We start from the raw sequence: 20692 nt of genomic DNA, 5'->3' as shown, positions 1-20692 counted from the left end.
ATGGGTGCAAGCATCGTCTTTTCCTGCAGCGAAAATGCCTGAAGCGCGCTTAAAGAAACGCCAACCTTCAGCGGTACCGTGATGCTGTCACCAGCTTTAATCGCGACCAGCGGCATCGCCGCATTTTGACCCGGGTCCGCAAAGAAGCTGTCCATTTGGTCCTGCTGGTCACTGCTCGCGGAGATTAAAACCGTGCGCAGCGCCAATTCGTCGGTGGCGACATGGGCCGGATTTGCGATGTGCAACTTGCCCTGAATATTGAGGCTAGTGAAACTGACCACCGCATTTTCCGGGACAAATTCCATGGAAACAAGGCGCGGCGCCGCTGCTGGTGCCCTTAGTACAATGGACGGGGGCACCGGAGGCGGGGCTGTCGGCGCAGGGCGGGGGCCCGCATCGGTTGGTCTAGCGTTTGGAGCAACATTGCGCGCCAACGGCTGTGTGTCGGGTACCGACACGGCTTTTGCGCGCCTGCGCCATAAGAACAGGCCTAACGCGCATAGGGCAAGTAATAAGCCAGCCAATGCCGCAATTCCAAGGTCAGTTTTGCCGCTTGATGCCGACGGCGCCGGGGCAACATTTCTGGGTTGGTCAGTAGCTTCATCGGGTGCAACATCGACCGGCGCTGGCGCAGCGCCAGGGATGGGCGTTGTTGATGGTTCCGCGAGAACATCCTGCCGATTGCCCTCTGATGGATTATTTCCGGCAGGGCCATTTCTGGACGAAACTGGGTCGGCGGGCGCTGGCTCCGGTGTCGCGGGGCTTGGTTGCGGGTTGACAGGGGCAGGCGTGATATTTTCGGGCGGCGTTGCGGGTGCTTGCCGGGACGGCGGGACCTGTTGCGGGCTGCGCACTTCTGGCCCCGGCACCTCGGGCTGCGGCGCGGTCTCACGGGGGGGAGGGTCCAAACGAAAGTCGCGCAGTTCAGGCGGCGTGGTGCCGGCGGCATCCTGCGCGCGCGCAGTCATTCCACCCGTAAGCGGCAAAATCGAAGCCGTCAGCAGGACATAACAGCCAATAGTTTTTGATGATGTCGGGGTCGCCATGTTGCGGCCAAGTCCAAAGCGCATGTGGGTGAACCACGAATGAATATCCATGGCATGTGGCATGACCCGTTTGCTTCGCGTGGTGAAACGGGTAAATGCGCGAGCATGACTGACACGCCAAAGCCAAAATTCCTCGGCGCGCAAAGCGCACTTCCACAAACGCCTGAAGAGGCACAGCTGGATTATGTTCCCAATCCGCGCCCGGATACGCTATATCTTGCGCGCTTTGCGGTGCCTGAATTTACCTCTTTATGCCCGGTAACCGCTCAGCCCGATTTTGCGCATTTGGTCATCGACTATGCGCCAAATGCAACGATCGTCGAATCGAAATCGCTTAAGCTGTTTCTGGGCTCGTTCCGAAACCACGCCGCATTTCACGAAGATTGCACCGTCGGCATTGGGCAGCGCCTGTTTAACGAAATGCAGCCGCATTGGCTACGCATCGGCGGCTATTGGTATCCGCGCGGGGGTATCCCGATTGATGTGTTCTGGCAATCAGGTGCGCCTCCCGAAGGGCTTTGGATTCCCGAACAGGGCGTGGCACCTTATCGCGGCCGCGGCTGAACCTATTTAAACAGCCCGCCTAATATTCCGCGGACCAACGATTTTCCAAACGACCCGGCGACCTGACGGCCGATCGAGGTGGCGGCGGAACGGGCGGCAGATTGCAGCATCTTGTCTGCCATGCTTGGCTTTGCAGCTTCACGTGCGGCGATCGCTTGCTGGCGTGCAGCCTCTTTTGCCGCAGCAGCGTCGGCCCGCGCAGCCTCTTTTGCTGCAGTAGCTGCTTCTTTGTCGGCTATGACTTGCGCTTTTGCTTCCTGCGCTGCTGCCGCCGCCTGTGTGCTCTTGGCGGCCAAAATTTCTTCGGCAGATTCGCGATCAATCAATACGTCATATTTGTCACCCACTGCGTCCGTCGTCATCATGATGCCGCGTTCTTGCGGAGTCAGCGGGCCGACGCGGCTTGCGGGCGCCTTGATAAGGGTACGTTGAACTATTGATGGTGATCCATCGGGCTGAAGCAAGGAAACCAGCGCCTCGCCAATCTTCAGTTCAGTGATGACCTGCGCCACATCAAGCGCGGGGTTCGGGCGGAAGGTTTCTGCTGCCGACCGCACGGCCTGTTGGTCGCGCGGGGTAAAGGCATTTAACTTATGCTGAATGCGGTTGTTTAGCTGCGCCGCGACAGTGTCAGGAATATCGATCGGGTTTTGCGTGATAAAATATACGCCAACGCCCTTTGACCGGATAAGTCTGACGACCTGCTCGATTTTCTCAAGCAATGCCTTGGGCGCATTGTCGAACAGCAAATGGGCTTCATCAAAGAAGAAAACGAGCTTTGGTTTTTCGGGGTCGCCAATTTCGGGAAGCGTTTCGAACAATTCGGAAAGCAACCATAACAAGAAAGTTGAATACAGCTTCGGGCTAGACATGAGCTTGTCGGCAGCAAGGATATTTACCACGCCTCGGCCGCTGTCATCGCAGCGGATCAATTCGTCGAGGTCAAGTGAAGGTTCGCCAAAGAAATTCTCCCCACCCTGAGACCGCAATTGCAGCAAGGCGCGTTGAATGCTGCCCACTGATTGTTTGGAGATATTGCCATATTCAAGTGTCAGCGTGTCGGCACGCTCACCGCAATGCACCAGCATCGCCTGAAGATCGTCAAGATCCAGCATCAAGAGGCCGTCTTGGTCAGCGACGTGAAAGGCGATATTGAGGACGCCTTCCTGAACTTCGTTGAGGTCCATCAGCCGCGCCAGCAACAACGGGCCCATCTCGGAAACGGTTGTGCGCACAGGATGCCCATGTTCACCAAAAAGATCCCAGAATTGCGTTGGATTGTCCTTGTATGCCCAATCCTGCTGGTTAATTTCAGCGGCGCGCGCGGCGAAGATTTCATGCGTTTTGGTCTGCGGCGAACCCGCCATCGCCAAGCCTGACAGGTCGCCTTTTACATCGGCAACAAAACTTGGCACACCCGCAAGAGAAAATCCTTCGATTATGCCTTGTAACGTTACGGTTTTGCCCGTACCTGTTGCGCCTGCGATGAGGCCATGCCGGTTTGCCCGCTTGAGGTTAAGCACTTCCGGGCCGCTAGAATTGTTTCCGATGAAAATGCTGTCCATATAATGGCCCCTCTTTGGAATTGCGATTTTGCTGGTATATTTATGAAGCGGCATCGCGCCCAAGTAAATCCTGCAATCGGTTGGGGATGATTTAAGCAACACACTGGCTCATCTCGTCGATGAACAGGAATCGTTCGTCGCAAAAATGTTTATTTCCGATGTCATCACGAATGCGTCTGCTCTACCACTTGGATATGGTCCATTTTGCAAAAATTGAAAGCCAGCGCGTCAGAAATGCGTGGGGCAAAAGTATTTCGTCCTTGGCTTTGCTATCTGTCTTGTCGGCATGTGTCGCAGCTGAGCGTGCGCCTCCTCGCACGCAGCCTGCGCCGGTATCAGTGTCGACGCCGCCCGTTCGGTCGCAGCCCACCCCCAGACCAATTGCGCCGACAATCGTCGCGCGCCCGCAAGTTGTGCGTGCGCCGGCTGGACTTGAAAATCTACTGCAGGATCAATGGCGGCTTTTTCCCGGTCGCACGGGCGTTGCCATCATGCGCGTCGATAATGGCGAATGGGTGACTGGCCAGCGGATGGGCGAGCTTTTCCCGCAGCAAAGTGTTTCCAAAACCTGGGTCGCACTCACCATTTTGGACCTGGTCGATCAGGGCAAGGTGCGTCTTGATCAGAAAGTGCGCATCACACGCGATGATTTGGCGGTGTTTCACCAGCCAATCCGTGACCGTGTCGTTGCCAATGGCGCAATCGAAGTGACCGTGATGAGCTTGCTCGAACAGGCCATCATCGGCAGCGACAATACCGCCAACGACTCGCTTTTGCGTACAGCTGGCGGTCCGCAGGCGGTGCAGAGTTTCCTCGTGCGGAAAAATCTGGGTGCCATTCGCTTCGGGCCCGGCGAGCGCGTGATGCAAAGCGGCATTGCGGGTTTGGACTGGCGTCAGGAATATTCGATTGGCCGTAGTTTTTACGCCGCACGAGACGCGGTTCCGCTTGCAACACGAAAGGCGGCGCTCGATCGCTATCTTGCCAACCCAGTCGATGGGGCAAGTCCCGAGGCCATTGTCCGGGCGCTGGCCAGGTTGGCAAAGGGGGAATTGCTTTCGCCCGCTTCCACACGGCTGATTCTGGGGATCATGTCACGCACGTCAAGCGGACCGAACCGGTTGAAGGCCGGCGTGCCCGCAACTTGGCGTTTCCTGCATAAAACAGGGACCGGGCAAATCTTGCCGCCTGTTTCAACGGGGTATAATGATATTGGTATCATGACCGCGCCCGATGGAACGCGTTATGCCGTGGCGGTGATGATGGGCAGCACGACCGCGCCAATCCCGCAACGCATGTCCTTCATGCAATTTGTGTCGCGCACTGTGGCGGCATATCACGACCAGCCATAATCGACTGTCGCGGCACGCGCGGTTGATCGCAATCAACGTGGACGGCTGACAAAGAAAAGGGCCGTCCTGTAAACAGGACAGCCCTTCTCAAATACGTTCGCTTAAAAAGCGCGAATATTACTTCGCAGCTTCTTTTGCAGCGTCTGCAGATTCACCAGCAGCTGCTGCTGCGTCGGTTGCAGTTGCAGCAGCGTCGGTTGCAGTTGCAGCCGCGTCAGTTGCAGTGTCAGTTGCCATTGCGTCTGCAGCTGGTGCAGCAGCGTCAGCGCCTTCTACAGCGGCGTCAGCAGCTTCTGTGGTTGCTTCTGTGGTTGCGTCGGTTGCTTCTGTGGTGGCTTCTTCAGCACCTGAGCAAGCGGCCAAACCGAGCGAAGCGGCAAGAACGAGAGATACAGCAATTTTCTTCATATGGGAAACCCCCTAGCAAAACTTATGAAAACCTGACAGGCATGTTACAACGTTTGCAGCTTGCCTGCGAAAAGCCCTCTAGCCCGTTCAATATTCGGTGGCAATGCGATTTTTGCAGGCAGGATGGGCGTCCACAGCGATTCTGGTGTGTTCTCTACCATTACGGTAGAAAATGTGGCGGATTTGAGCCGATTGACTTCATATAAAGATTTCTTTATATCATTGGGTGATGATTAATTTGCTCAATATCATGCGGGCTTTGGCCGATCCGACGCGGTTGCGAATCGTTTTTCTGGTGTTACGCCTGGAATTGTCGGTGGGTGAGCTGGTGCAGATTCTTGACCAAAGCCAGCCGCGTGTCTCCCGTCATATCCGCATATTGGACGAGGCAGGGCTTCTTGAACGGCGCAAGGAAGGAAGCTGGGTTTTCCTGCGACCTGCAGACATATTAACCGACAGTCCATTAACGTCGTTACTGGCGCAGGCAGATGTCACTCAAGCAAAGGCATTCCAGCGCGATGTGCTCAGGCTCGACGAAGTACGCAATGCCCGCACTGACATGGCGGCTGCCTATTTTGCCGCGCATGCCGAAGAATGGGACTCGTTGCGCTCGCTGCATATAGCGGATTCCGAAGTTGAGGCGCGGCTCGCGCAAATACTGCACAGCGCGCCTTTGGGGCGTGTTCTGGACGTGGGTACGGGGACGGGACGCATCGTTGAACTGTTCGCCGGTGACGCCGAACGTTTTGTAGCTGTAGACAATAGTCCAGAGATGTTGCGGCTCGCGCGGGCGAAGCTTGCATACTTAAGCCCCGAAATTGCCAGCAAAGTAGACATCCAGCTTGGCGATTTTAACATGTTACCGGTTGCCGATGGTACCTTCGACACAGTCATCTTTCACCAGGTTTTGCACTATGCCCAGCACCCCGAAGCCGTTATCGCCGAGGCGATCCGCACGCTCGCCCCGGGCGGCAGGTTGGTCATCGTAGACTTCGCTGCGCATAACCTTGAAGAACTTCGAACCATCCACGCCCATGCCCGGCTTGGCTTTGCCGATGACTTCATGAAAAAGGCTTTTTCCAGCCACGGTCTCCAAATGCTGCACCAAACCGCGCTTGAAGCCGGCGAATTGGTGGTCAAAGTCTGGATGGGTCAAAAGCTTTCCAGTGCCGCGCCCAACCCGAAAAACATATTAGGCTCCAAAAACAACTTAAGGATCGTTGCATGATTCTCCCGCTTGCACAGATGCAGGAAGCCAGCCGCGCGGTGGCCTCACCCCTATTTGCCGGGCTTTCCGGCGATTGCGAAATCAGTTTCGAATTCTTTCCGCCCAAAACGGAAAAGATGGAGGAGCAGTTGTGGGAATCGGTTGTGACCTTGGCCCCGCTTGCACCCCGCTTTGTGTCGGTTACATATGGAGCAGGCGGCACCACCCGCGAACGGACGCACAACACCGTTGCCCGCATCGCGCGCGAAACCGCGATTCCAGCTGCGGCGCATCTTACCTGCGTTGAGGCGTCCAAGGGCGAAATCGCCGATGTTGCCCATGCGTATTGGGAAGCTGGCGTGCGCCATATCGTTGCCTTGCGCGGTGACGCACCGGGCTCGGACGGCAAGTTCGTGCCGCATCCCGATGGCTATGCGAGCGCTGCAGAGCTCGTCGAAGGCTTGCGCAAACTTCATCCCTTTGAAATTTCGGTCAGCGCTTATCCCGAAACCCATCCAGAAGCCTTGTCCGCATCTACGGACATCGATTTCCTCAAGCGAAAGCTTGATTCAGGCGCAAGCCGCGCGATTACGCAGTTCTTTTTCGAACCTGAAACCTTTTTCCGTTTTCGCGATGCAGTTGCCGCGGCGGGTATCGATGCTGAAATCGTCCCCGGCATCATGCCTGTGTCCAATTTCGCCGCTATCACGCGCATGTCGCAGATGACGGGCACGGCCATTCCCGTCTGGATGGCGCACCTGTTTGATGGGCTCGACGACCACCCGTCCGCGCGGCAGCTGGTTGCAGCGACTGTCGCGGCCGAAATGTGCCGCCGGCTTTATGCGGGCGGGGTGCGTGATTTCCATTTCTACACATTGAACCGCGCGGAACTCTCCTACGCCATCTGTCATTTGCTCGGAAAGCGGCCAGTGGCAACAGCGCGGGAGGAAGCGGCATGAGCGCGCGCGAAGCATTTGTCGCCAGAGCTGCCAAGCAGATCCTTGTGTTCGATGGCGGCTATGGCACCGCGATCCAGGGCTATAAGCTTTCGGAGGCCGATTATCGTGGCGAACTTGAACTCACGCATGATCAAAAGGGTAATAACGACCTGTTGTCGATTACCCGTCCCGACATCGTCGGCGCGATTCACAGCGCCTATCTTGATGCCGGTGCGGACATGATTGAAACCAACACCTTCAGCGCGACCAAAATCAGCATGGCCGATTATGGCTGCGAGCATCTGGTACAGCAGCTGAATGTGGAGTCGGCAAAGCTTGCCCGCGCCTGTTGTGATGCCGCAGAAGCAAAGGACGGCACACCGCGATTTGTTGCTGGCTCGATTGGCCCGACGAACAAGACATTGTCCTTGTCCCCTGATGTTAATGACCCAGGCTATCGCGAAATCGACTTCGATTATCTGAAAGATGTCTACCGCGAACAATGCGATGCGTTGATCGAAGGCGGCGTCGACTTCCTTTTGATTGAGACCATCTTTGATACGCTGAATGCCAAATGCGCAGCGATGGCGGCGCAGGAAGCCGCCGCTGCTTGCGGGCGCGATGTGCCGCTTATGATTTCGATGACGATCACAGACATGGCGGGCCGCAATTTGTCCGGGCATACGGTTGAAGCCTTTTGGGCCGCCATTCGCCACGTCAAGCCGCTGACGATCGGGCTGAATTGTTCTTTTGGCGCAGATCTGCTGCGTCCGCATCTGGCGGCATTGTCCAAACAAGCCGATGCGCTGGTGATGGCTTATCCGAATGCTGGTTTGCCCAATGATCTGGCTGAATATGACGAGCTTCCCGAAACAACCGCGCAATTGATTGGGCAGTGGCTCGATGACGGGCTGGTGAACATCGTTGGCGGATGTTGCGGCACGACGCCCGCCCATATTGCCGCCATCGCCAGGGCGGTCGAAGATCGCGCACCGCGCACCATTCCAAAGGCTGATGTCCTCACGCGGCTTGCTGGGCTTGAGCCGTTTGTGATGGCCGCCTGATCATTTATTAAAGTAGAACAAACAAATGACTTCATCTTCCTCCCGTTTCGTGAACATTGGCGAACGTACGAATGTCACCGGCAGTGCCAAGTTCAAAAAGCTGATCCTTGCTGGCGATTATGAAGCCGCGGTTGAAGTGGCGCGTGATCAGGTCGAAAACGGTGCGCAGATCATCGACATCAACATGGATGAAGGCCTACTTGATGCGCATGAGGCAATGACGACATTCATCAAGCGTATAGCCGCGGAACCCGACATTGCGCGGGTTCCCTTGATGATCGATAGCTCCAAATGGAGCGTTATCGAGGCCGGATTGAAGTGCGTTTCAGGCAAGCCTATCGTCAATTCGATCTCCATGAAGGAGGGCGAAGAAGCCTTCTTGCATCACGCGCGTTTGTGCATGGCCTATGGCGCGGCGGTCGTTGTCATGGCGTTCGACGAAACCGGCCAGGCCGACACCCAGCGGCGCAAGGTAGAGATTTGCAAACGCGCTTATGATCTGCTGCTCGGCATAGGCTTTCCACCCGAAGACATCATCTTTGACCCTAATATCTTTGCGGTGGCGACGGGGATTGAGGAGCATAACAATTACGGCGTAGACTTTATCGAGGCCGTCAAGGAACTGCGCGTCCTGTGCCCACATGCGCATTATTCAGGCGGCCTGTCCAACCTGTCATTCAGCTTTCGTGGGAACGAACCTGTTCGCCGCGCGATGCATTCGATCTTCCTTTATTATGCAATCCCGGCCGGGCTCGATATGGCCATTGTCAATGCCGGGCAGCTCGATATCTATGACGAGATCGACCCAGTGCTCCGTCTGGCTTGCGAAGACGTCATCCTCAACCGCGATCCAGATGCCACCGAGCGCCTGATTGCTTTGGCCGAAACCTATCGCGGGACCGATGTTGCGCAGGAAAAGGCCGAAGCAGAATGGCGCGGCTGGCCAGTCAGCAAGCGGCTTGAACATGCATTGGTCAAGGGCATCGATGCGCATATTGTCGATGATACCGAAGAGGCACGCCTTGCGATCAAGGTAGCAGGCGGCAGGCCGATTGAAGTTATCGAAGGGCCGTTGATGGACGGCATGAATGTCGTTGGTGACCTGTTCGGATCGGGGCGGATGTTCCTGCCGCAAGTGGTGAAGTCGGCGCGCGTCATGAAAAAGGCGGTCGCGCATCTGTTCCCCTATATTGAGGCGGAGAAAGAGGCTGGCGCGAAGGGCAAAGGCAAGATCATCATGGCGACTGTCAAAGGCGACGTGCATGATATTGGTAAAAACATCGTAGGCGTCGTACTTCAGTGCAATGGCTTTGAAATAGTCGACCTTGGGGTGATGGTGCCTTGGCCGAGCATCTTGAAAGCCGCGGTCGAGCATGATGCCGATATGATCGGGCTATCGGGGCTTATCACGCCTTCGCTTGATGAAATGGTCACCGTTGCCGAGGAAATGCAAAAGGCTGGAATGACGATGCCGCTGATGATTGGCGGCGCAACCACCTCCAAAACCCATACCGCCTTGCGCATTGAACCTGTCTATTCCGGCCCGGTCATCCACGTCCTTGACGCATCGCGTGCAGTCGGCGTGGCGGGCACATTGGTCAGCGACACGATGGCGGATAAGTTTGTGGCCGATACACGCATTGAATATGGCAACATCCGCGATGCCCGCGCCGGCAAGACTGCAAAGCCTTTGGCTACGCTCGAGGAAGCGCGCGCCAATGCCTTTGAAATTGACGAAAGCATGAAACCCGCGCCGCCGCAAAAGCCCGGCGTCCATGTCTATGACGACTGGGATTTGGCCGATTTGCGCAATTACATCGACTGGACGCCGTTCTTTCGGGCCTGGGAACTGTATGGCAATTATCCGGCTATTCTCACCGATGACATCGTGGGCGAGAGCGCGACCGGCCTTTTTGCCGATGCCAATGCGATGCTCGACAAAATCATCAACGAAAAATGGCTTCGTGCCAAGGGCGTAGCTGGTCTGTGGCCATGCTGGCGCGACGGTGACGACGTTGTTGTCTATTGCGAAAAGACCGAGGCGCATGTGCGCATGCCGTTTTTAAGGCAACAGATCGCCAAGCGCGAAGGCAAGGCGAACATGTGCTTGGCCGACTTCATCAGCCGCGATGGTGACTGGATTGGCGGCTTTGCAGTTACAACGGGTCATGGCATCGGCACGCATTTGGCGCAGTTCAAGGCCAATATCGACGATTATTCCGACATCATGTTGAAAGCGCTGGCCGACCGTCTGGCCGAGGCCTTTGCCGAACGGATGCATGAGCATGTTCGCAAGGATTTGTGGGGCTATGCGCCCGATGAGCAGTTCACTCCCGAGGCACTGAACCGCGAGGAATATCGGGGCATTCGGCCGGCACCCGGTTACCCCGCTTGTCCCGATCACAGCCTGAAGCCAATACTGTTCGACCTTTTGGATGCCACGCACAAAACCGGGATTACGTTGACTGAAAGCTTTGCCATGTTGCCGACCGCTGCGGTCAGCGGTCTGTATTTTGGTCACCCGCAATCCGAATATTTCGGTGTGGCCCGGATTGGCGATGATCAGGTTTCCGACTATGCCGCACGTCGTGGGTTGGAAATGGACCGCGCGCGGCAGTATTTACGGCCAAATCTGAACGAATGAGCGCTGCGCCGTCATGAAGCTGACGTCACTGATGTTGGCCGTAAGCCTATCGACTGCTGCCTTGGCGCAGAACGTCGCGCCATTCCAGAACGCGCAAACCGGGCGGTCTTACAAAAGCCTTCAGGCGGCGGTCGACTCCATTGGCACCGGCGATGGTACGATCATCATTGCACCTGGCACCTATCGCCAGTGCGCCGTGCAGAAATCGGGCAACATTGCCTTTCGTGCTGCGATCCCCGGGCAAAGCATATTGGAAGGCAAGATTTGCGAGAAGAAAGCTGCACTCATTCTGCGTGGACAAGCGACGCGGGTCGATGGCATCATCTTTCAGAATTTGCAGGGGCCAGCAGCCAAAGGCGCAGGCATCCGGCTTGAAAAGGGCGATTTGTCAGTCACGCGTGCCGTTTTTCGCAACAGCGAACAGGGTATTTTGGTGTTGGACGACCCGCGCAGCAAAATTAGCATCGACCAATCAAGTTTTTCAGGGCTTGGGCGGTGTGGCCGCGGCTTGCCTTGCACTCAGGGTGTCGACATTGGCCGTGTTGGAACGCTTTCCATTACCAAAAGCCGCTTTGAGCGCGGAAACGGGGGGCATTATATCAAAAGCGGCGCTGCCCGCGTGACCATCACCGATAACGCTTTTGACGATAGCCGTGGTCGCGCCACCAGCTTCATGGTCGATCTGCCCATTGGCGCAAATGGCAGCATCTCACGCAACATCTTCGTCCAGGGTCAATCCAAGGCAGATGACAGCATTTTCATCGCTATTGCGTCGGAAAGGCGGACACAAAGCAGCGATGAACTTTCAATCAACGCAAATGAAGCCACCATCGCGTCCGGCACCACGAAGGCCGCCGCCTTTGTTGCAGACTGGTCGGGCGACCGTCTTGCCTTGGGCGGGAACAGGCTTGGCCCCGGGGTAAAGCCGTTCGAGAAACGTGCGCGGTAGTTTGGAAAGTCACACTAAGTTCTCACCTAAACGAACCTTGTCTCTGCCGCATTACCCAAGCTTTGTGGCCGGGCCACACATGGCTGTCCCACATATTTTTTCACAATGCCCACATTGAGAAAGAACCGTGCCGACCTGGCGACAGTCTCAAATCAAATCCTACATTGCAAGCGTGCTTTTTCATATGGCGCTTCGGCCCACACTGGCGCCTTCGTTGAAGGCGTAGATTTAATGGACGCATAAAAATAGATATAAAACAATAAGCTATTAACACATTTCGTCCAGCACGAGGCCTTCTTGTTGAGGCTAAGGGGCGTCGAATGTCGTTGAAAACTACATCCTGGGCGCGATCCGGTTACGATAACGATGCGCGCCATGTTGTTTTGGCGACGGCTGGGCAACGCTTCTGGTCGCGTCAGCTAGACGTAGCGTTTTTGTTGCTGATCATCTCATTCGTTTCCGGTGTTCTTTCGCATTATTTCCCGGACGCTTTTTCGACGCCTACGAATCTGACTGGGATTATCCCCAGCTTCCTGTTTACGCTCACCCTCTTGATGGCAATGGATGCCTTTTGTTTAGCCTTCTTTGGTCAGACCTTTGGACGCGCCCTTGCAGGTATCAAGGTGATAAAAAAATCCGGCCGTCGGTTGACACTTTTCGAAGCTTTTTACCGAAACATGCTGGTTTTGATTGTCGGCATGTTTCTTTACTTACCGTTCCTTGATTTGATCGCGATGCTGTTTGCGTATTCTAGGATACGCAATGGTCGCGAGACCATCTGGGACGAGAGCCTGGACACCTATGTCATTTCCGAAAGCGCATCTTTTGGCGGCACGATATTAACTGCAGTCCTGACTATAGGCCTGATCCTGACCATAAGCGTCGTTCAGGACGGGTTCGGGCAGTCACTCGATCAAGCGGAGCTTACAGCATCAGAATTCGCCCGATAAGGTTCTTGAATATCCGCTTAAAGGAAAATATGCGCCGGCGCTTATCACCGCCCCTGCGCGCGCCATCTCCGGACTACCCGTTCTAATATCTCGGTTTCGCCGCCGGTTTCCTGCCACAGCACGCTGAACAACGGATCGTCCGATGCAGGGCGCTTTTCCTCTTCGAGATTGTCGAGCGCAACGCGGATGGGAATGCTGACACCTTCGCCGCAGACAATGCATTCGCGGTTACGCAACGCCGGGATGGAGTCAAGAAAGCCGCGCGCGCCCTCGGGCATCGCAGCCCGGACAAAGGCTTGGTCGCGGTCGTTATTCAGACGCATCGAAATAATGGTGCCGCATTGTGATAGCACGCCTTCGGCCAGATCGGATGGCCGCTGCGTGATCAGGCCAAGCGATACGCCATATTTACGGCCTTCCTTGGCAATGCGTTCAAGGATTGACCGCACGGCGCTGTCCTTGGCCACACGTTCGGACGGGATATAACGGTGCGCTTCCTCGCAGACGAGCAAGATCGGCCGCTGCGCTTCGTTGCGCGACCAGATAGCATAATCGAAGACCAGACGTGACAGCACGGCGACAACGGTTGACGTAATATCTGACGGCACGCCCGACACATCGATGATCGAAATAGGTTTGCGATGCGAGGGCAGGCGGAAAATCTTGCCCACAAAATCCGCCATGGTGTCGCCAACGAGCATCCCTGAAAACATGAAGTTATACCGTGGGTCAGCCTTTAACTCGTCGATTTTATTCTTCAGCCGCATGAACGGTGCAGACGACGATGCCTTGTCGAGCCGCCCCATTTCATTCTGGATGATGTTCGTCAAATCGGACAATAAATAGGGAATAGGCGCGTCAACGGTAAGCTTGCCAATCGTTTCGGCAATCCGGTTTTTGGATCGTGCCTGAAGAAGGCAGCGCGCCAATATATCCGAATCCATCTGCCTGTCGTCGCCACTGGACGTGACGAAAATTTCGCAATGCTCGGCGAAGTTCATCATCCAATAGGGCATGGCAAGATTGTTCACGTCAAACAAAGCGCCATTATCTTTAAACGCTGCGCTATATTCGCCGTGCGGGTCGATCATGACGATATGGCCTTCGGGCGCGATGTCGCAGATTTTGTGCAGGATAAGCGCGGCGCAGGTCGATTTACCTGTGCCGGTTGATCCAAGCAGCGCAAAATGCTTGCCAAGCATGGCGTCGACATACAGCGCACCGCGAATATCCTTCGTCGGAAACACTGTGCCGATTTCTACATGGGCACGGGCATCGGCAGCATATACCTGCTTCAGGTCAAGGCTGGATACCGCATATACTTCGCTGCCGGGGACCGGATAACGCGTTACACCCCGGCGGAAATTGTAGATTTTTCCCGTCAGCTTTTCCTCGTCGCCCTCGCCCAGAAAATCGACTTGAGTTACGATGACATTATGGTCGGTTTCGTGCAGCTTTTGCGTGCGGATACTCGCGAGGAGCCATGTGCTGCCAACGCGGATCTTGATCTGGCTGCCGACCTGTCCTGCCATGGCAATGCTTGGGTCTTTATGAGACACAAGGCTGCTCAAAATGCCGGCATCAAGCGTGACTTGCGATCCCGACCCCGCAATTTCCATCACGAATCCAATATGATGCAAAGCAGTGTTAGTTGACACATGGCCGGTGGGCGGCGCTGCATCGGGCGTAACAGTCGATAGGTCAGCCGCTTGGTCTTGTTGCCCAGACTGGCTGTTCGAAAAATCCCGATGTGCCAAAATATCCATTGCGGCCGTCCTTTTTATCCAGAAGTGACCGGAAATAGGCACAGAAGGTAAAGAATTATTTACTATCGGGGACAGACGGTTGCGAGATCAGCACTGCACGTCGCAACGTTCAATTTGTCAAAGCCGGTTAAAGACAAATCCAGCGAACCAGCCAAGCAGAAGCGATACAAGCACCGCCATTGCGCCGTAAAATAGTGCATAGTCCTGCGCCAAAATCGTCACCAATTGTTCAAATCCGGTCTTTCTGATCCGCACCTCGACATTGTCGTCCGCCACAATAACCCTGCCGTTGCGGATCAACAGAGTCTCGGCGGTGTAAACACCCACAGGAACGCTCGACGGAATATTGAGGCGCGCGCGATAGAGGACCTGATCGGTAATTTCGACCGTACCCGCCTCTTGCCGAAAAAGGCCATTGCGGCGATTCAAGTCCACCAACCCTTCGACAAAGCGGCGCTGCTCGGCCGCATCGACCTCACCGCTTGGGGACAATTGCAGCCGCTCAAGGCCAAGTTCGTAAATGGCGGCCGTTTTGCTGCTGACGATTTGATCAAGCGGGCGCGACGACGCAATGGCATAATATGCAGGGACGGATCGAAAGTCCGTGCTGTCGGCATTCACCCAAATCCCTGCAATCTTTTGCTTTTCACGCAGCGTTACTGGGCGGGTGGGACCGCGCAAAACAACGGCCACATCCACTTGCCCTTCTGGAGCGACACCGCGCGGGTAAATAATTGCCCCGAACAAGAGCATTTCGGCACCTGTGAAGCCCGACTGAATATTGATTTCCCGCTGCGAGACGTCAGGCACAAGCTTGGGCACATTTTGTGCGACAGCTCCGACCGGGAGAAAGAACAGCAACAAAGCCAGCCAGCGCATCATAGGGCCTGCAATGTGTAGATTTCATCGGGACGCCAGCCAAGGCCAAGCGCCATCCGCACAGCAACGAGCAGAACGATGCTGGCGAGGAACAGGCGCAAATATTCGGGCCGCATGCGCTGCGCCAGACGTGCCCCGATCTGCGCGCCCGTCACACTGCCGATGAGCAGAAACACCGCAAGCACAATATCGACCGCCTTTGTCGTCAGGCTGTGCATCATCGTCGATGCCATGGTGACAAAGAGAATCTGGAACAACGACGTCCCGACGACGACTTGAGCCCCCATGCCCAATAGATACAGCATTGCAGGAACCATGATAAAACCACCGCCAACGCCAAGCAGCATGGTCATGATCCCGGTGATAAAACCCAATATCAGCGGCGCGATCGGCGAGATATAAAGACCGGATCGATAAAAGCGCCATCTCATGGGCAGATTTGCCACCAGCGGATGGTGTCGGCGCTTGGCGGCTGCGACAGGTCTGCCGGCCCGGACCGCAAGAACGCTCGTCAGGCTTTCTTTCGCCATCAGGCCACCGATACTGCCAAGCATCACAACATAGAGAATATTGATAACGGTATCGATCTGGCCAAGTGCTTCCAGTATCTCGAATATGAACGCACCCGCAGCTGTTCCGAATATACCGCCCACAACCAATACAGCGCCCATCTGAAAATCAACACCGCCGCGTTTCATATGCGCGAACACGCCCGATACGCTTGCGCCGGTGACTTGAGTGGATGCAGAGGCGGCAGCGACCGCTGGCGGTATGCCATAGAAAATCAACAGCGGCGTGGTCAGAAATCCGCCGCCGACGCCAAACATGCCAGACAGCACACCAACACCGCCACCCAGCAGGATGATGACCAGTGCGTTGACCGACAAATTGGCTATGGGAAGATAGATATCCATAATCGACCACCGGACCCTAACGGCATTTGACGGCAGGATAAAGGCGAGCGCTTAGAAACTGGTGGACAAGGTGACTGCCGGGCCATTGCTAGGCCGCAAGTTGCCTGCGATTTGGAAACGCCAGCTGGCGTCCAGCCGGAATTGCGCGCCGCCCGTCGGCAATACTGCCCGAATGGACGGTCCAATTTCGACCCGCATTATGCTGTCCTGCCCGCCACCCCAAAGTCCAACGCCTGCATTAATTTTGGCGGGTTTGTCGCTTAAGAGCGGTCTTTGTGCGTGTACCTGGATATCGGCAAAACCACCCCCGCCTGTGCCCCCGACAAAGCCCGCCTGACCATATCCGTCAAGGACGAAGCGGAGCGGTAGTTTGGCACCATCAGTACCGCCAGAGACAAAGGCAGCGATGGCATCGGGCCGGTCTTCGCGGAACCGTCTTTCAACCGAAATCTGTGCAGGGAAAGACACCAATGGTCGCCACTTTAGCCCCGCTGCCAACTCGCGTTCACGCAATCGGCCATGCGATGCCGAAACCCGGGCAATCAGTGCAAACATTGAGACGCCATCGACCCCGGAAAACCGATCCAGGGGCACTGCTATCAACAACGCGCTTTGACTACCACCATATTGTCCGAGGCCAAGCCCAAGCGGCCCCTGCGCACTTTGGCCAACCCGCCAAAAACTATAGCCATAAAATTCAATGGGGCGCGGACTTGGTTTAGCAGGAGGGGGAGGCCCAAGAGACAAAGCATCGGCAGGCCATTTGGAATCCGCAATCGCGATGTGCATAAAGCTTTCTTCGGTTTGGTCATGCGCTTCAAAATCCGGACGGGGTTGTGGGCGTGCGGTATGAGGGCGTTTGGTAGGAGGCAGGCGAGGTTGGCTTGGTCCCGAGGCAAGGGCGAACCTGCGCGTCTTGGTCAGGTTCGATTGCTGCTTACGCATAAGTTCCAGCCAAGCTGTTTGGAACGGGGCGGCAGCGCGTGAGGCAATCTGTGGCTGCCCGCGTACCCGCACTGCCGGGTCCTCCACACGGTTGATCAATATTCTGGCGGTGGTCCAGGTCGTGCCCAACAGGACAAGGAACACGACTGCCTTACCGCGCATCAATTGCGCCCGGCGAGAATTTCGGGAACCGTATGATGCGTGGTTTTATCCCATTTCAACGGCGCCCCGAGACAATGCCGGACATAAGCGGTACAGGCGCGCCGCGCTGCCATGATTGCGATAATGTTGCTGATCAAGCTTCGCGGGACGGATATGAATGCCTCTTTCGGCCCATATATTGCGGCGACAAAGCTGGCGCGCACACCCAACCGCCACAGCAAAAATGCAAGGTTGAGCCAGAGCAGCAAAATCAGCGATGCGGGAAAGGGGGCTGGTTGATAAGCGCCGAGCAATTGTGCGCCGTTTAAAATCGCGCTTAAGAAAATGCAGATATAGGCCGCGACGATGACGACCGCGGCGAAAATCGATTTGCGGTCCTGAAGCAGCATCCATTTTTGGGCCAAATTCCCGCGCCAGCCAATCCGGTCCCAGCCAGCAAGCGCAATGCCAATTAGCCAGCGGGTCTTCTGCCGAACCGATGCCGTCAATGTGTCCGGAAAGCATGCCCGTGTCGCCACCAGCCTGCCATCGCTATCCAGAACGCGCGCCATGATTGTTCGTCCGCCCACCGAGCCGATACGGATTCCAAGCTCATAGTCTTCGGTCAGACTATTCGGGTCGAACGGAAGGCCATTATTGAGCATGGCCATTCGGGCCATAAGATTGCGATCAATGGCACAGGCCACGCCGGCGAGCGGCAATGGCGCGCCCAATGCTTCACGGACCACCATGTTCTTGCCATGTGCATCGGAAAATTCGTCGCAATAATGGCCGCTAATCCATGTTGAGTGCGCGGTACGTACCGGGATGACTGGCAATTGCACGGCACCGCCTTTCAACACGAGGCAGTTAAAGACGTGAAGCTCGTCTGCATGCACAGCGTCCTCTGCGTCGTGCAGGACGATCGCCTTTGCCTTAAATCCACCTGCGATTTCATCCGCAAGCAACGCGTGCCACAACCGGTTAAGGCAATCGGCCTTGGTCGTGGGACCATCATGGCGAACGAACACAAGCTGTATATGCATATTGGATCGGGCTGCGCCGATCACGGCGGCTGCCGATTGCGGGTCATTGGGATAACAGCCAACATAGATGCGATGGCGACAGCCGCTATTGTGCCACTGGCGGGTACAATGTTGAAGCATGGTTCCAATGACGGCTGCTTCGCCCCACGCCGGAACGAAAATGGCGAGCAGCCCATCGTTACTTGGCATAGGCAGCTGATGTGCTCTTAGAGGGGGTGTAAGGCGGTAAAACCTCCACCGGCGGTATACGCGCCGCGCAATCCAGACGGCATCGATGCACAACGCATCCAGCCCACCGAGCAGCAAAAAAATGGCGCTGAACAGCAGCAGTTCATGCTGTGCCGTTTCCAGCAATGTGAAAATCCTGTGAGCCAAAAATACGACCCTTCATTCGGCATGCGCTGTTTCGGTGTTGGTGTCTCTCAGTGTAGTGATTCAGGCGTAATGCGATTCACGCGTGTTTGATTTCAGGCTGGCCTTGTTTTGCGTTTCTCGTATTGCCGGTCTTTATGGGTGCCGGCGACCATCACCCAAAGGATCGGTATCGCCCAAAAAGACAATAAGGCCTGGTATGATTTGGGCACAATTTCGGGCGCTGTTAGTGTAGCGAGATGCGTGGCGACCGCTATCGTTTGAAAACCCATCGCCCACATTGGCCAGTGACGGTTGCTGGTCAACGCAAGAACCGCCAACGCCAACAGGCATAAGCTGTCGACTGCAAGAAGCCCAAAAGATGTTCCCACCCAGTCAGGGTCCATCCACGCAGCCGCGTTGCTCAAAATCGTTGCCAAGATGAAAATCGCTGATCCGGCCTTTCCCGTCCTGCCACCAATTACGATGGCATAAAAGGCGCACATGAGCAGTGCAAAGTTAAAAGCCAGTACGATAATGTCCATGCCCATGCCTATGCGCTTGCCCTTGCCCGTCCTCAATACATTGTTTGCGAACGGGCAAGGGTGCCCGACCTTAGCCGTTTACGACCTGGAGACCGACTGGTCGGGTTAGGGGGCCCGGGCCAACGCACCCGAAATTAATTTCTTGTAGGTTGCTATCACGCTGTGCCACCGCGATTTTGCGGTGGGCATTTACAAACCCCTTTCGGGCATCGACCATTTTGGAAAGGCCGCTCGCTACGCCTTCAATTGCGGCCTGCGTATGGGCGGGCGACGCATCAGAATGACGGCAAACTTCGATGACCGAAAAGGTCAGGCTCGCCAAATCTGCCAAAGCGTTGTCGATTGCCTGATGCGCCGAGCGAATGTCCGTTGCCAATTGCTCTGCGGATTCAAACTTGAAATTTACCATGCTTATGTCCCCCTCTTGATCCAGGCCAATGTTCAGCCAGCGAGAGGATATTTATTGAAACAGCCGAAACGTTCCCGTTAAAACCACTACAACAAATGCCATCACCAGCGTGCTGAAAAACGCAATATTCAAGACATGAACAAGAACTTCCCTGTTCGATAATTCATGTCGTTCGCCTCCAATCGGTGGCAGATGATGAAGCGAAAACAAGGCCGCCACTTTCTGTTTTTTCCGATCCGGAGTAGAACTTTGGTTAATGTCAAATTGGGAAGGCTCAAGTGGTAATGTTTCGTATACCAACGGTTGGGATGTTTCGTATACGAACGGCTCGGATATCGCGCGGTTCTCAAATGCATCGAATATTTTGGCGGCGTCCTTACGGCTCGGGGCATTTAGCTTGCGCCGAGCGGCGTCGAGGCGTTGATCGACGGTAAAGTGGGAAATACCTAGCTCCCGCGGCATTATGTATCAGTTACAGGAAGTCTCTGACTGCCCATAACACACGCATTTGCTAATGTGAATCCATGGCTGAAAAGATCGTTATTCTCGCCCTCAACCGCAAATACGCAGAGTTGAAGGGCCACCTAGTTCGTCACAATGCAGAGGCTACGAAGCTGCGCAAGAGCATGGCGCACGTTGAAGCCACGATACGGCTGTTCCGTGACGACTATGACGTATCAGCCATTGCGCCCATTGTCCCGAACAAGGCCGTCCGTTGGCGGTCAAAAGGCTACGGGATAAGGTTGGCAATCGATGCTTTGCGTGAAGCTGGTAAGCCTATGACGACGCAAGAGTTGGCTGTACTCACAATGGAACGCGCTGGCATCCCTTACGATCTACAGACTGCTAGGGACGTTGCAGCCAGTTTGCGGCAATCGCTCAAGCGGCGTGTTGGTATTGGGGTGGTTATGGTTGAGGGGTATCCTACGCGCTGGGCGCTGGATTACATTTAACCTAAGATGACAGCTAAGGCGATTTTCACGGCTATACCTAATGCTGTTAGGCCAAT

19 protein-coding genes and 1 pseudogene are annotated in these 20692 nt (G+C 55.6%); 9 read left to right on the top strand and 11 right to left on the bottom strand.

The genetic code is table 11. The features are described 5' to 3' along the window. Nucleotides 1-1097 (bottom strand): annotated as a pseudogene (locus ACLL9E_RS10210) (hypothetical protein); the annotation flags it as partial. A gap of 54 nt (nt 1098-1151) precedes the next feature. Between ACLL9E_RS10210 and queF the strand changes: the two are divergent. Further along, a complete protein-coding gene (gene queF / locus ACLL9E_RS10205; RefSeq protein WP_411291632.1) occupies nt 1152-1610 on the top strand; it encodes a preQ(1) synthase in 459 nt (152 codons plus the stop codon). A 2-nt stretch (nt 1611-1612) separates the two neighbouring features. On the opposite strand, the gene ACLL9E_RS10200 is transcribed toward queF, so the two are convergent. Next, complete coding sequence (locus ACLL9E_RS10200) at nt 1613-3175, bottom strand: helicase HerA-like domain-containing protein (protein ID WP_411291630.1); 1563 nt, start codon at nt 3173-3175, stop codon at nt 1613-1615. Nucleotides 3176-3435: 260 nt separating this feature from the next. On the opposite strand from ACLL9E_RS10200, the gene ACLL9E_RS10195 reads away from it, so the two are divergent. Continuing rightward, on the top strand, nt 3436-4527 hold the full coding sequence (locus tag ACLL9E_RS10195) for a serine hydrolase (protein WP_411291629.1): 1092 nt from the start codon (nt 3436-3438) through the stop codon (nt 4525-4527). A gap of 117 nt (nt 4528-4644) precedes the next feature. On the opposite strand, the gene ACLL9E_RS10190 is transcribed toward ACLL9E_RS10195, so the two are convergent. Further along, nucleotides 4645-4935: a hypothetical protein gene (locus ACLL9E_RS10190; protein ID WP_411291628.1), complete on the bottom strand. Its 291-nt coding sequence runs from the start codon at nt 4933-4935 to the stop codon at nt 4645-4647. A 229-nt stretch (nt 4936-5164) separates the two neighbouring features. Between ACLL9E_RS10190 and ACLL9E_RS10185 the strand changes: the two genes are divergently transcribed. The 6 genes from ACLL9E_RS10185 (at nt 5165) to ACLL9E_RS10160 (ending at nt 12687) form a co-directional block, all read left to right on the top strand. Beyond that, complete coding sequence (locus tag ACLL9E_RS10185) at nt 5165-6163, top strand: ArsR/SmtB family transcription factor (RefSeq protein WP_411291627.1); 999 nt, start codon at nt 5165-5167, stop codon at nt 6161-6163. Then, on the top strand, nt 6160-7101 hold the full coding sequence (gene metF, locus ACLL9E_RS10180; RefSeq protein WP_411291626.1) for a methylenetetrahydrofolate reductase: 942 nt from the start codon (nt 6160-6162) through the stop codon (nt 7099-7101). Before ACLL9E_RS10185 ends, metF begins: the two co-directional genes overlap by 4 nt. After that, nucleotides 7098-8144 carry a homocysteine S-methyltransferase family protein gene (locus ACLL9E_RS10175; protein WP_411291625.1) on the top strand — a complete coding sequence of 349 codons (1047 nt, stop codon included), beginning with the start codon at nt 7098-7100 and terminating at the stop codon, nt 8142-8144. Before metF ends, ACLL9E_RS10175 begins: the two co-directional genes overlap by 4 nt. A gap of 25 nt (nt 8145-8169) precedes the next feature. Further along, nucleotides 8170-10788: a methionine synthase gene (metH, locus tag ACLL9E_RS10170; RefSeq protein ID WP_411291624.1), complete on the top strand. Its 2619-nt coding sequence runs from the start codon at nt 8170-8172 to the stop codon at nt 10786-10788. A gap of 13 nt (nt 10789-10801) precedes the next feature. Then, nucleotides 10802-11737: a right-handed parallel beta-helix repeat-containing protein gene (locus ACLL9E_RS10165; RefSeq protein WP_411291623.1), complete on the top strand. Its 936-nt coding sequence runs from the start codon at nt 10802-10804 to the stop codon at nt 11735-11737. 320 nt (nt 11738-12057) lie between these two features. Further along, a complete protein-coding gene (locus tag ACLL9E_RS10160) occupies nt 12058-12687 on the top strand; it encodes an RDD family protein (protein WP_411291622.1) in 630 nt (209 codons plus the stop codon). Nucleotides 12688-12731: 44 nt separating this feature from the next. Here the strand turns inward: ACLL9E_RS10160 and ACLL9E_RS10155 are convergent, their stop codons facing one another. The 8 genes from ACLL9E_RS10155 to ACLL9E_RS10120 all read right to left on the bottom strand — a co-directional run bounded on the left by ACLL9E_RS10155 (nt 12732) and on the right by ACLL9E_RS10120 (nt 20145). Further along, a complete protein-coding gene (locus tag ACLL9E_RS10155) occupies nt 12732-14453 on the bottom strand; it encodes an ATP-binding protein (RefSeq protein WP_411291621.1) in 1722 nt (573 codons plus the stop codon). Between the two features lie 117 nt (nt 14454-14570). Further along, nucleotides 14571-15332, bottom strand: a complete 762-nt coding sequence (locus ACLL9E_RS10150; RefSeq protein ID WP_411291631.1) for a TIGR02186 family protein — start codon at nt 15330-15332, stop codon at nt 14571-14573. Further along, entirely contained in the window at nt 15332-16246 is a 915-nt protein-coding gene (locus tag ACLL9E_RS10145) for a sulfite exporter TauE/SafE family protein (protein ID WP_411291620.1), read from the bottom strand. The genes ACLL9E_RS10150 and ACLL9E_RS10145 overlap by 1 nt, the downstream gene beginning before the upstream one ends. Before the next feature lie 51 nt (nt 16247-16297). Next, nucleotides 16298-17353 carry a hypothetical protein gene (locus ACLL9E_RS10140; protein ID WP_411291619.1) on the bottom strand — a complete coding sequence of 352 codons (1056 nt, stop codon included), beginning with the start codon at nt 17351-17353 and terminating at the stop codon, nt 16298-16300. Continuing rightward, the gene (locus ACLL9E_RS10135; RefSeq protein ID WP_411291618.1) at nt 17353-18753 is read right to left on the bottom strand and encodes a glycosyl transferase family protein; all 1401 of its coding nucleotides are present in this window, start codon (nt 18751-18753) and stop codon (nt 17353-17355) included. The genes ACLL9E_RS10140 and ACLL9E_RS10135 overlap by 1 nt, the downstream gene beginning before the upstream one ends. A gap of 92 nt (nt 18754-18845) precedes the next feature. After that, complete coding sequence (locus tag ACLL9E_RS10130) at nt 18846-19274, bottom strand: hypothetical protein (RefSeq protein WP_411291617.1); 429 nt, start codon at nt 19272-19274, stop codon at nt 18846-18848. 70 nt (nt 19275-19344) lie between these two features. Continuing rightward, nucleotides 19345-19683 carry a hypothetical protein gene (locus ACLL9E_RS10125; protein WP_411291616.1) on the bottom strand — a complete coding sequence of 113 codons (339 nt, stop codon included), beginning with the start codon at nt 19681-19683 and terminating at the stop codon, nt 19345-19347. A 51-nt stretch (nt 19684-19734) separates the two neighbouring features. Beyond that, nucleotides 19735-20145 (bottom strand): hypothetical protein, encoded by a 411-nt coding sequence (locus tag ACLL9E_RS10120; RefSeq protein WP_411291615.1) that lies wholly within the window; start codon nt 20143-20145, stop codon nt 19735-19737. A 62-nt stretch (nt 20146-20207) separates the two neighbouring features. Between ACLL9E_RS10120 and ACLL9E_RS10115 the strand changes: the two genes are divergently transcribed. Beyond that, complete coding sequence (locus ACLL9E_RS10115) at nt 20208-20636, top strand: hypothetical protein (RefSeq protein WP_411291614.1); 429 nt, start codon at nt 20208-20210, stop codon at nt 20634-20636. Nucleotides 20637-20692: the final 56 nt, after the last annotated feature.

The organism is Sphingorhabdus sp., assembly GCF_046596595.1.
Lineage (GTDB): Bacteria > Pseudomonadota > Alphaproteobacteria > Sphingomonadales > Sphingomonadaceae > Sphingorhabdus_B.
Note: the sequence above shows the minus strand (reverse complement) of the source record. Positions and strands in the feature narration are given on the sequence as shown.

Coding starts and splice junctions, on each gene's coding strand:
- queF (WP_411291632.1), top strand. CDS start 1,152: ATGACTGACACGCCAAAGCCAAAATTCCTCGGCGCGCAAAGCGCACTT.
- ACLL9E_RS10200 (WP_411291630.1), bottom strand. CDS start 3,175: ATGGACAGCATTTTCATCGGAAACAATTCTAGCGGCCCGGAAGTGCTT.
- ACLL9E_RS10190 (WP_411291628.1), bottom strand. CDS start 4,935: ATGAAGAAAATTGCTGTATCTCTCGTTCTTGCCGCTTCGCTCGGTTTG.
- ACLL9E_RS10185 (WP_411291627.1), top strand. CDS start 5,165: ATGATTAATTTGCTCAATATCATGCGGGCTTTGGCCGATCCGACGCGG.
- metF (WP_411291626.1), top strand. CDS start 6,160: ATGATTCTCCCGCTTGCACAGATGCAGGAAGCCAGCCGCGCGGTGGCC.
- ACLL9E_RS10175 (WP_411291625.1), top strand. CDS start 7,098: ATGAGCGCGCGCGAAGCATTTGTCGCCAGAGCTGCCAAGCAGATCCTT.
- metH (WP_411291624.1), top strand. CDS start 8,170: ATGACTTCATCTTCCTCCCGTTTCGTGAACATTGGCGAACGTACGAAT.
- ACLL9E_RS10165 (WP_411291623.1), top strand. CDS start 10,802: ATGAAGCTGACGTCACTGATGTTGGCCGTAAGCCTATCGACTGCTGCC.
- ACLL9E_RS10160 (WP_411291622.1), top strand. CDS start 12,058: ATGTCGTTGAAAACTACATCCTGGGCGCGATCCGGTTACGATAACGAT.
- ACLL9E_RS10155 (WP_411291621.1), bottom strand. CDS start 14,453: ATGGATATTTTGGCACATCGGGATTTTTCGAACAGCCAGTCTGGGCAA.
- ACLL9E_RS10150 (WP_411291631.1), bottom strand. CDS start 15,332: ATGCGCTGGCTGGCTTTGTTGCTGTTCTTTCTCCCGGTCGGAGCTGTC.
- ACLL9E_RS10145 (WP_411291620.1), bottom strand. CDS start 16,246: ATGGATATCTATCTTCCCATAGCCAATTTGTCGGTCAACGCACTGGTC.
- ACLL9E_RS10140 (WP_411291619.1), bottom strand. CDS start 17,353: ATGCGCGGTAAGGCAGTCGTGTTCCTTGTCCTGTTGGGCACGACCTGG.
- ACLL9E_RS10130 (WP_411291617.1), bottom strand. CDS start 19,274: ATGGACATTATCGTACTGGCTTTTAACTTTGCACTGCTCATGTGCGCC.
- ACLL9E_RS10125 (WP_411291616.1), bottom strand. CDS start 19,683: ATGGTAAATTTCAAGTTTGAATCCGCAGAGCAATTGGCAACGGACATT.
- ACLL9E_RS10120 (WP_411291615.1), bottom strand. CDS start 20,145: ATGCCGCGGGAGCTAGGTATTTCCCACTTTACCGTCGATCAACGCCTC.
- ACLL9E_RS10115 (WP_411291614.1), top strand. CDS start 20,208: ATGGCTGAAAAGATCGTTATTCTCGCCCTCAACCGCAAATACGCAGAG.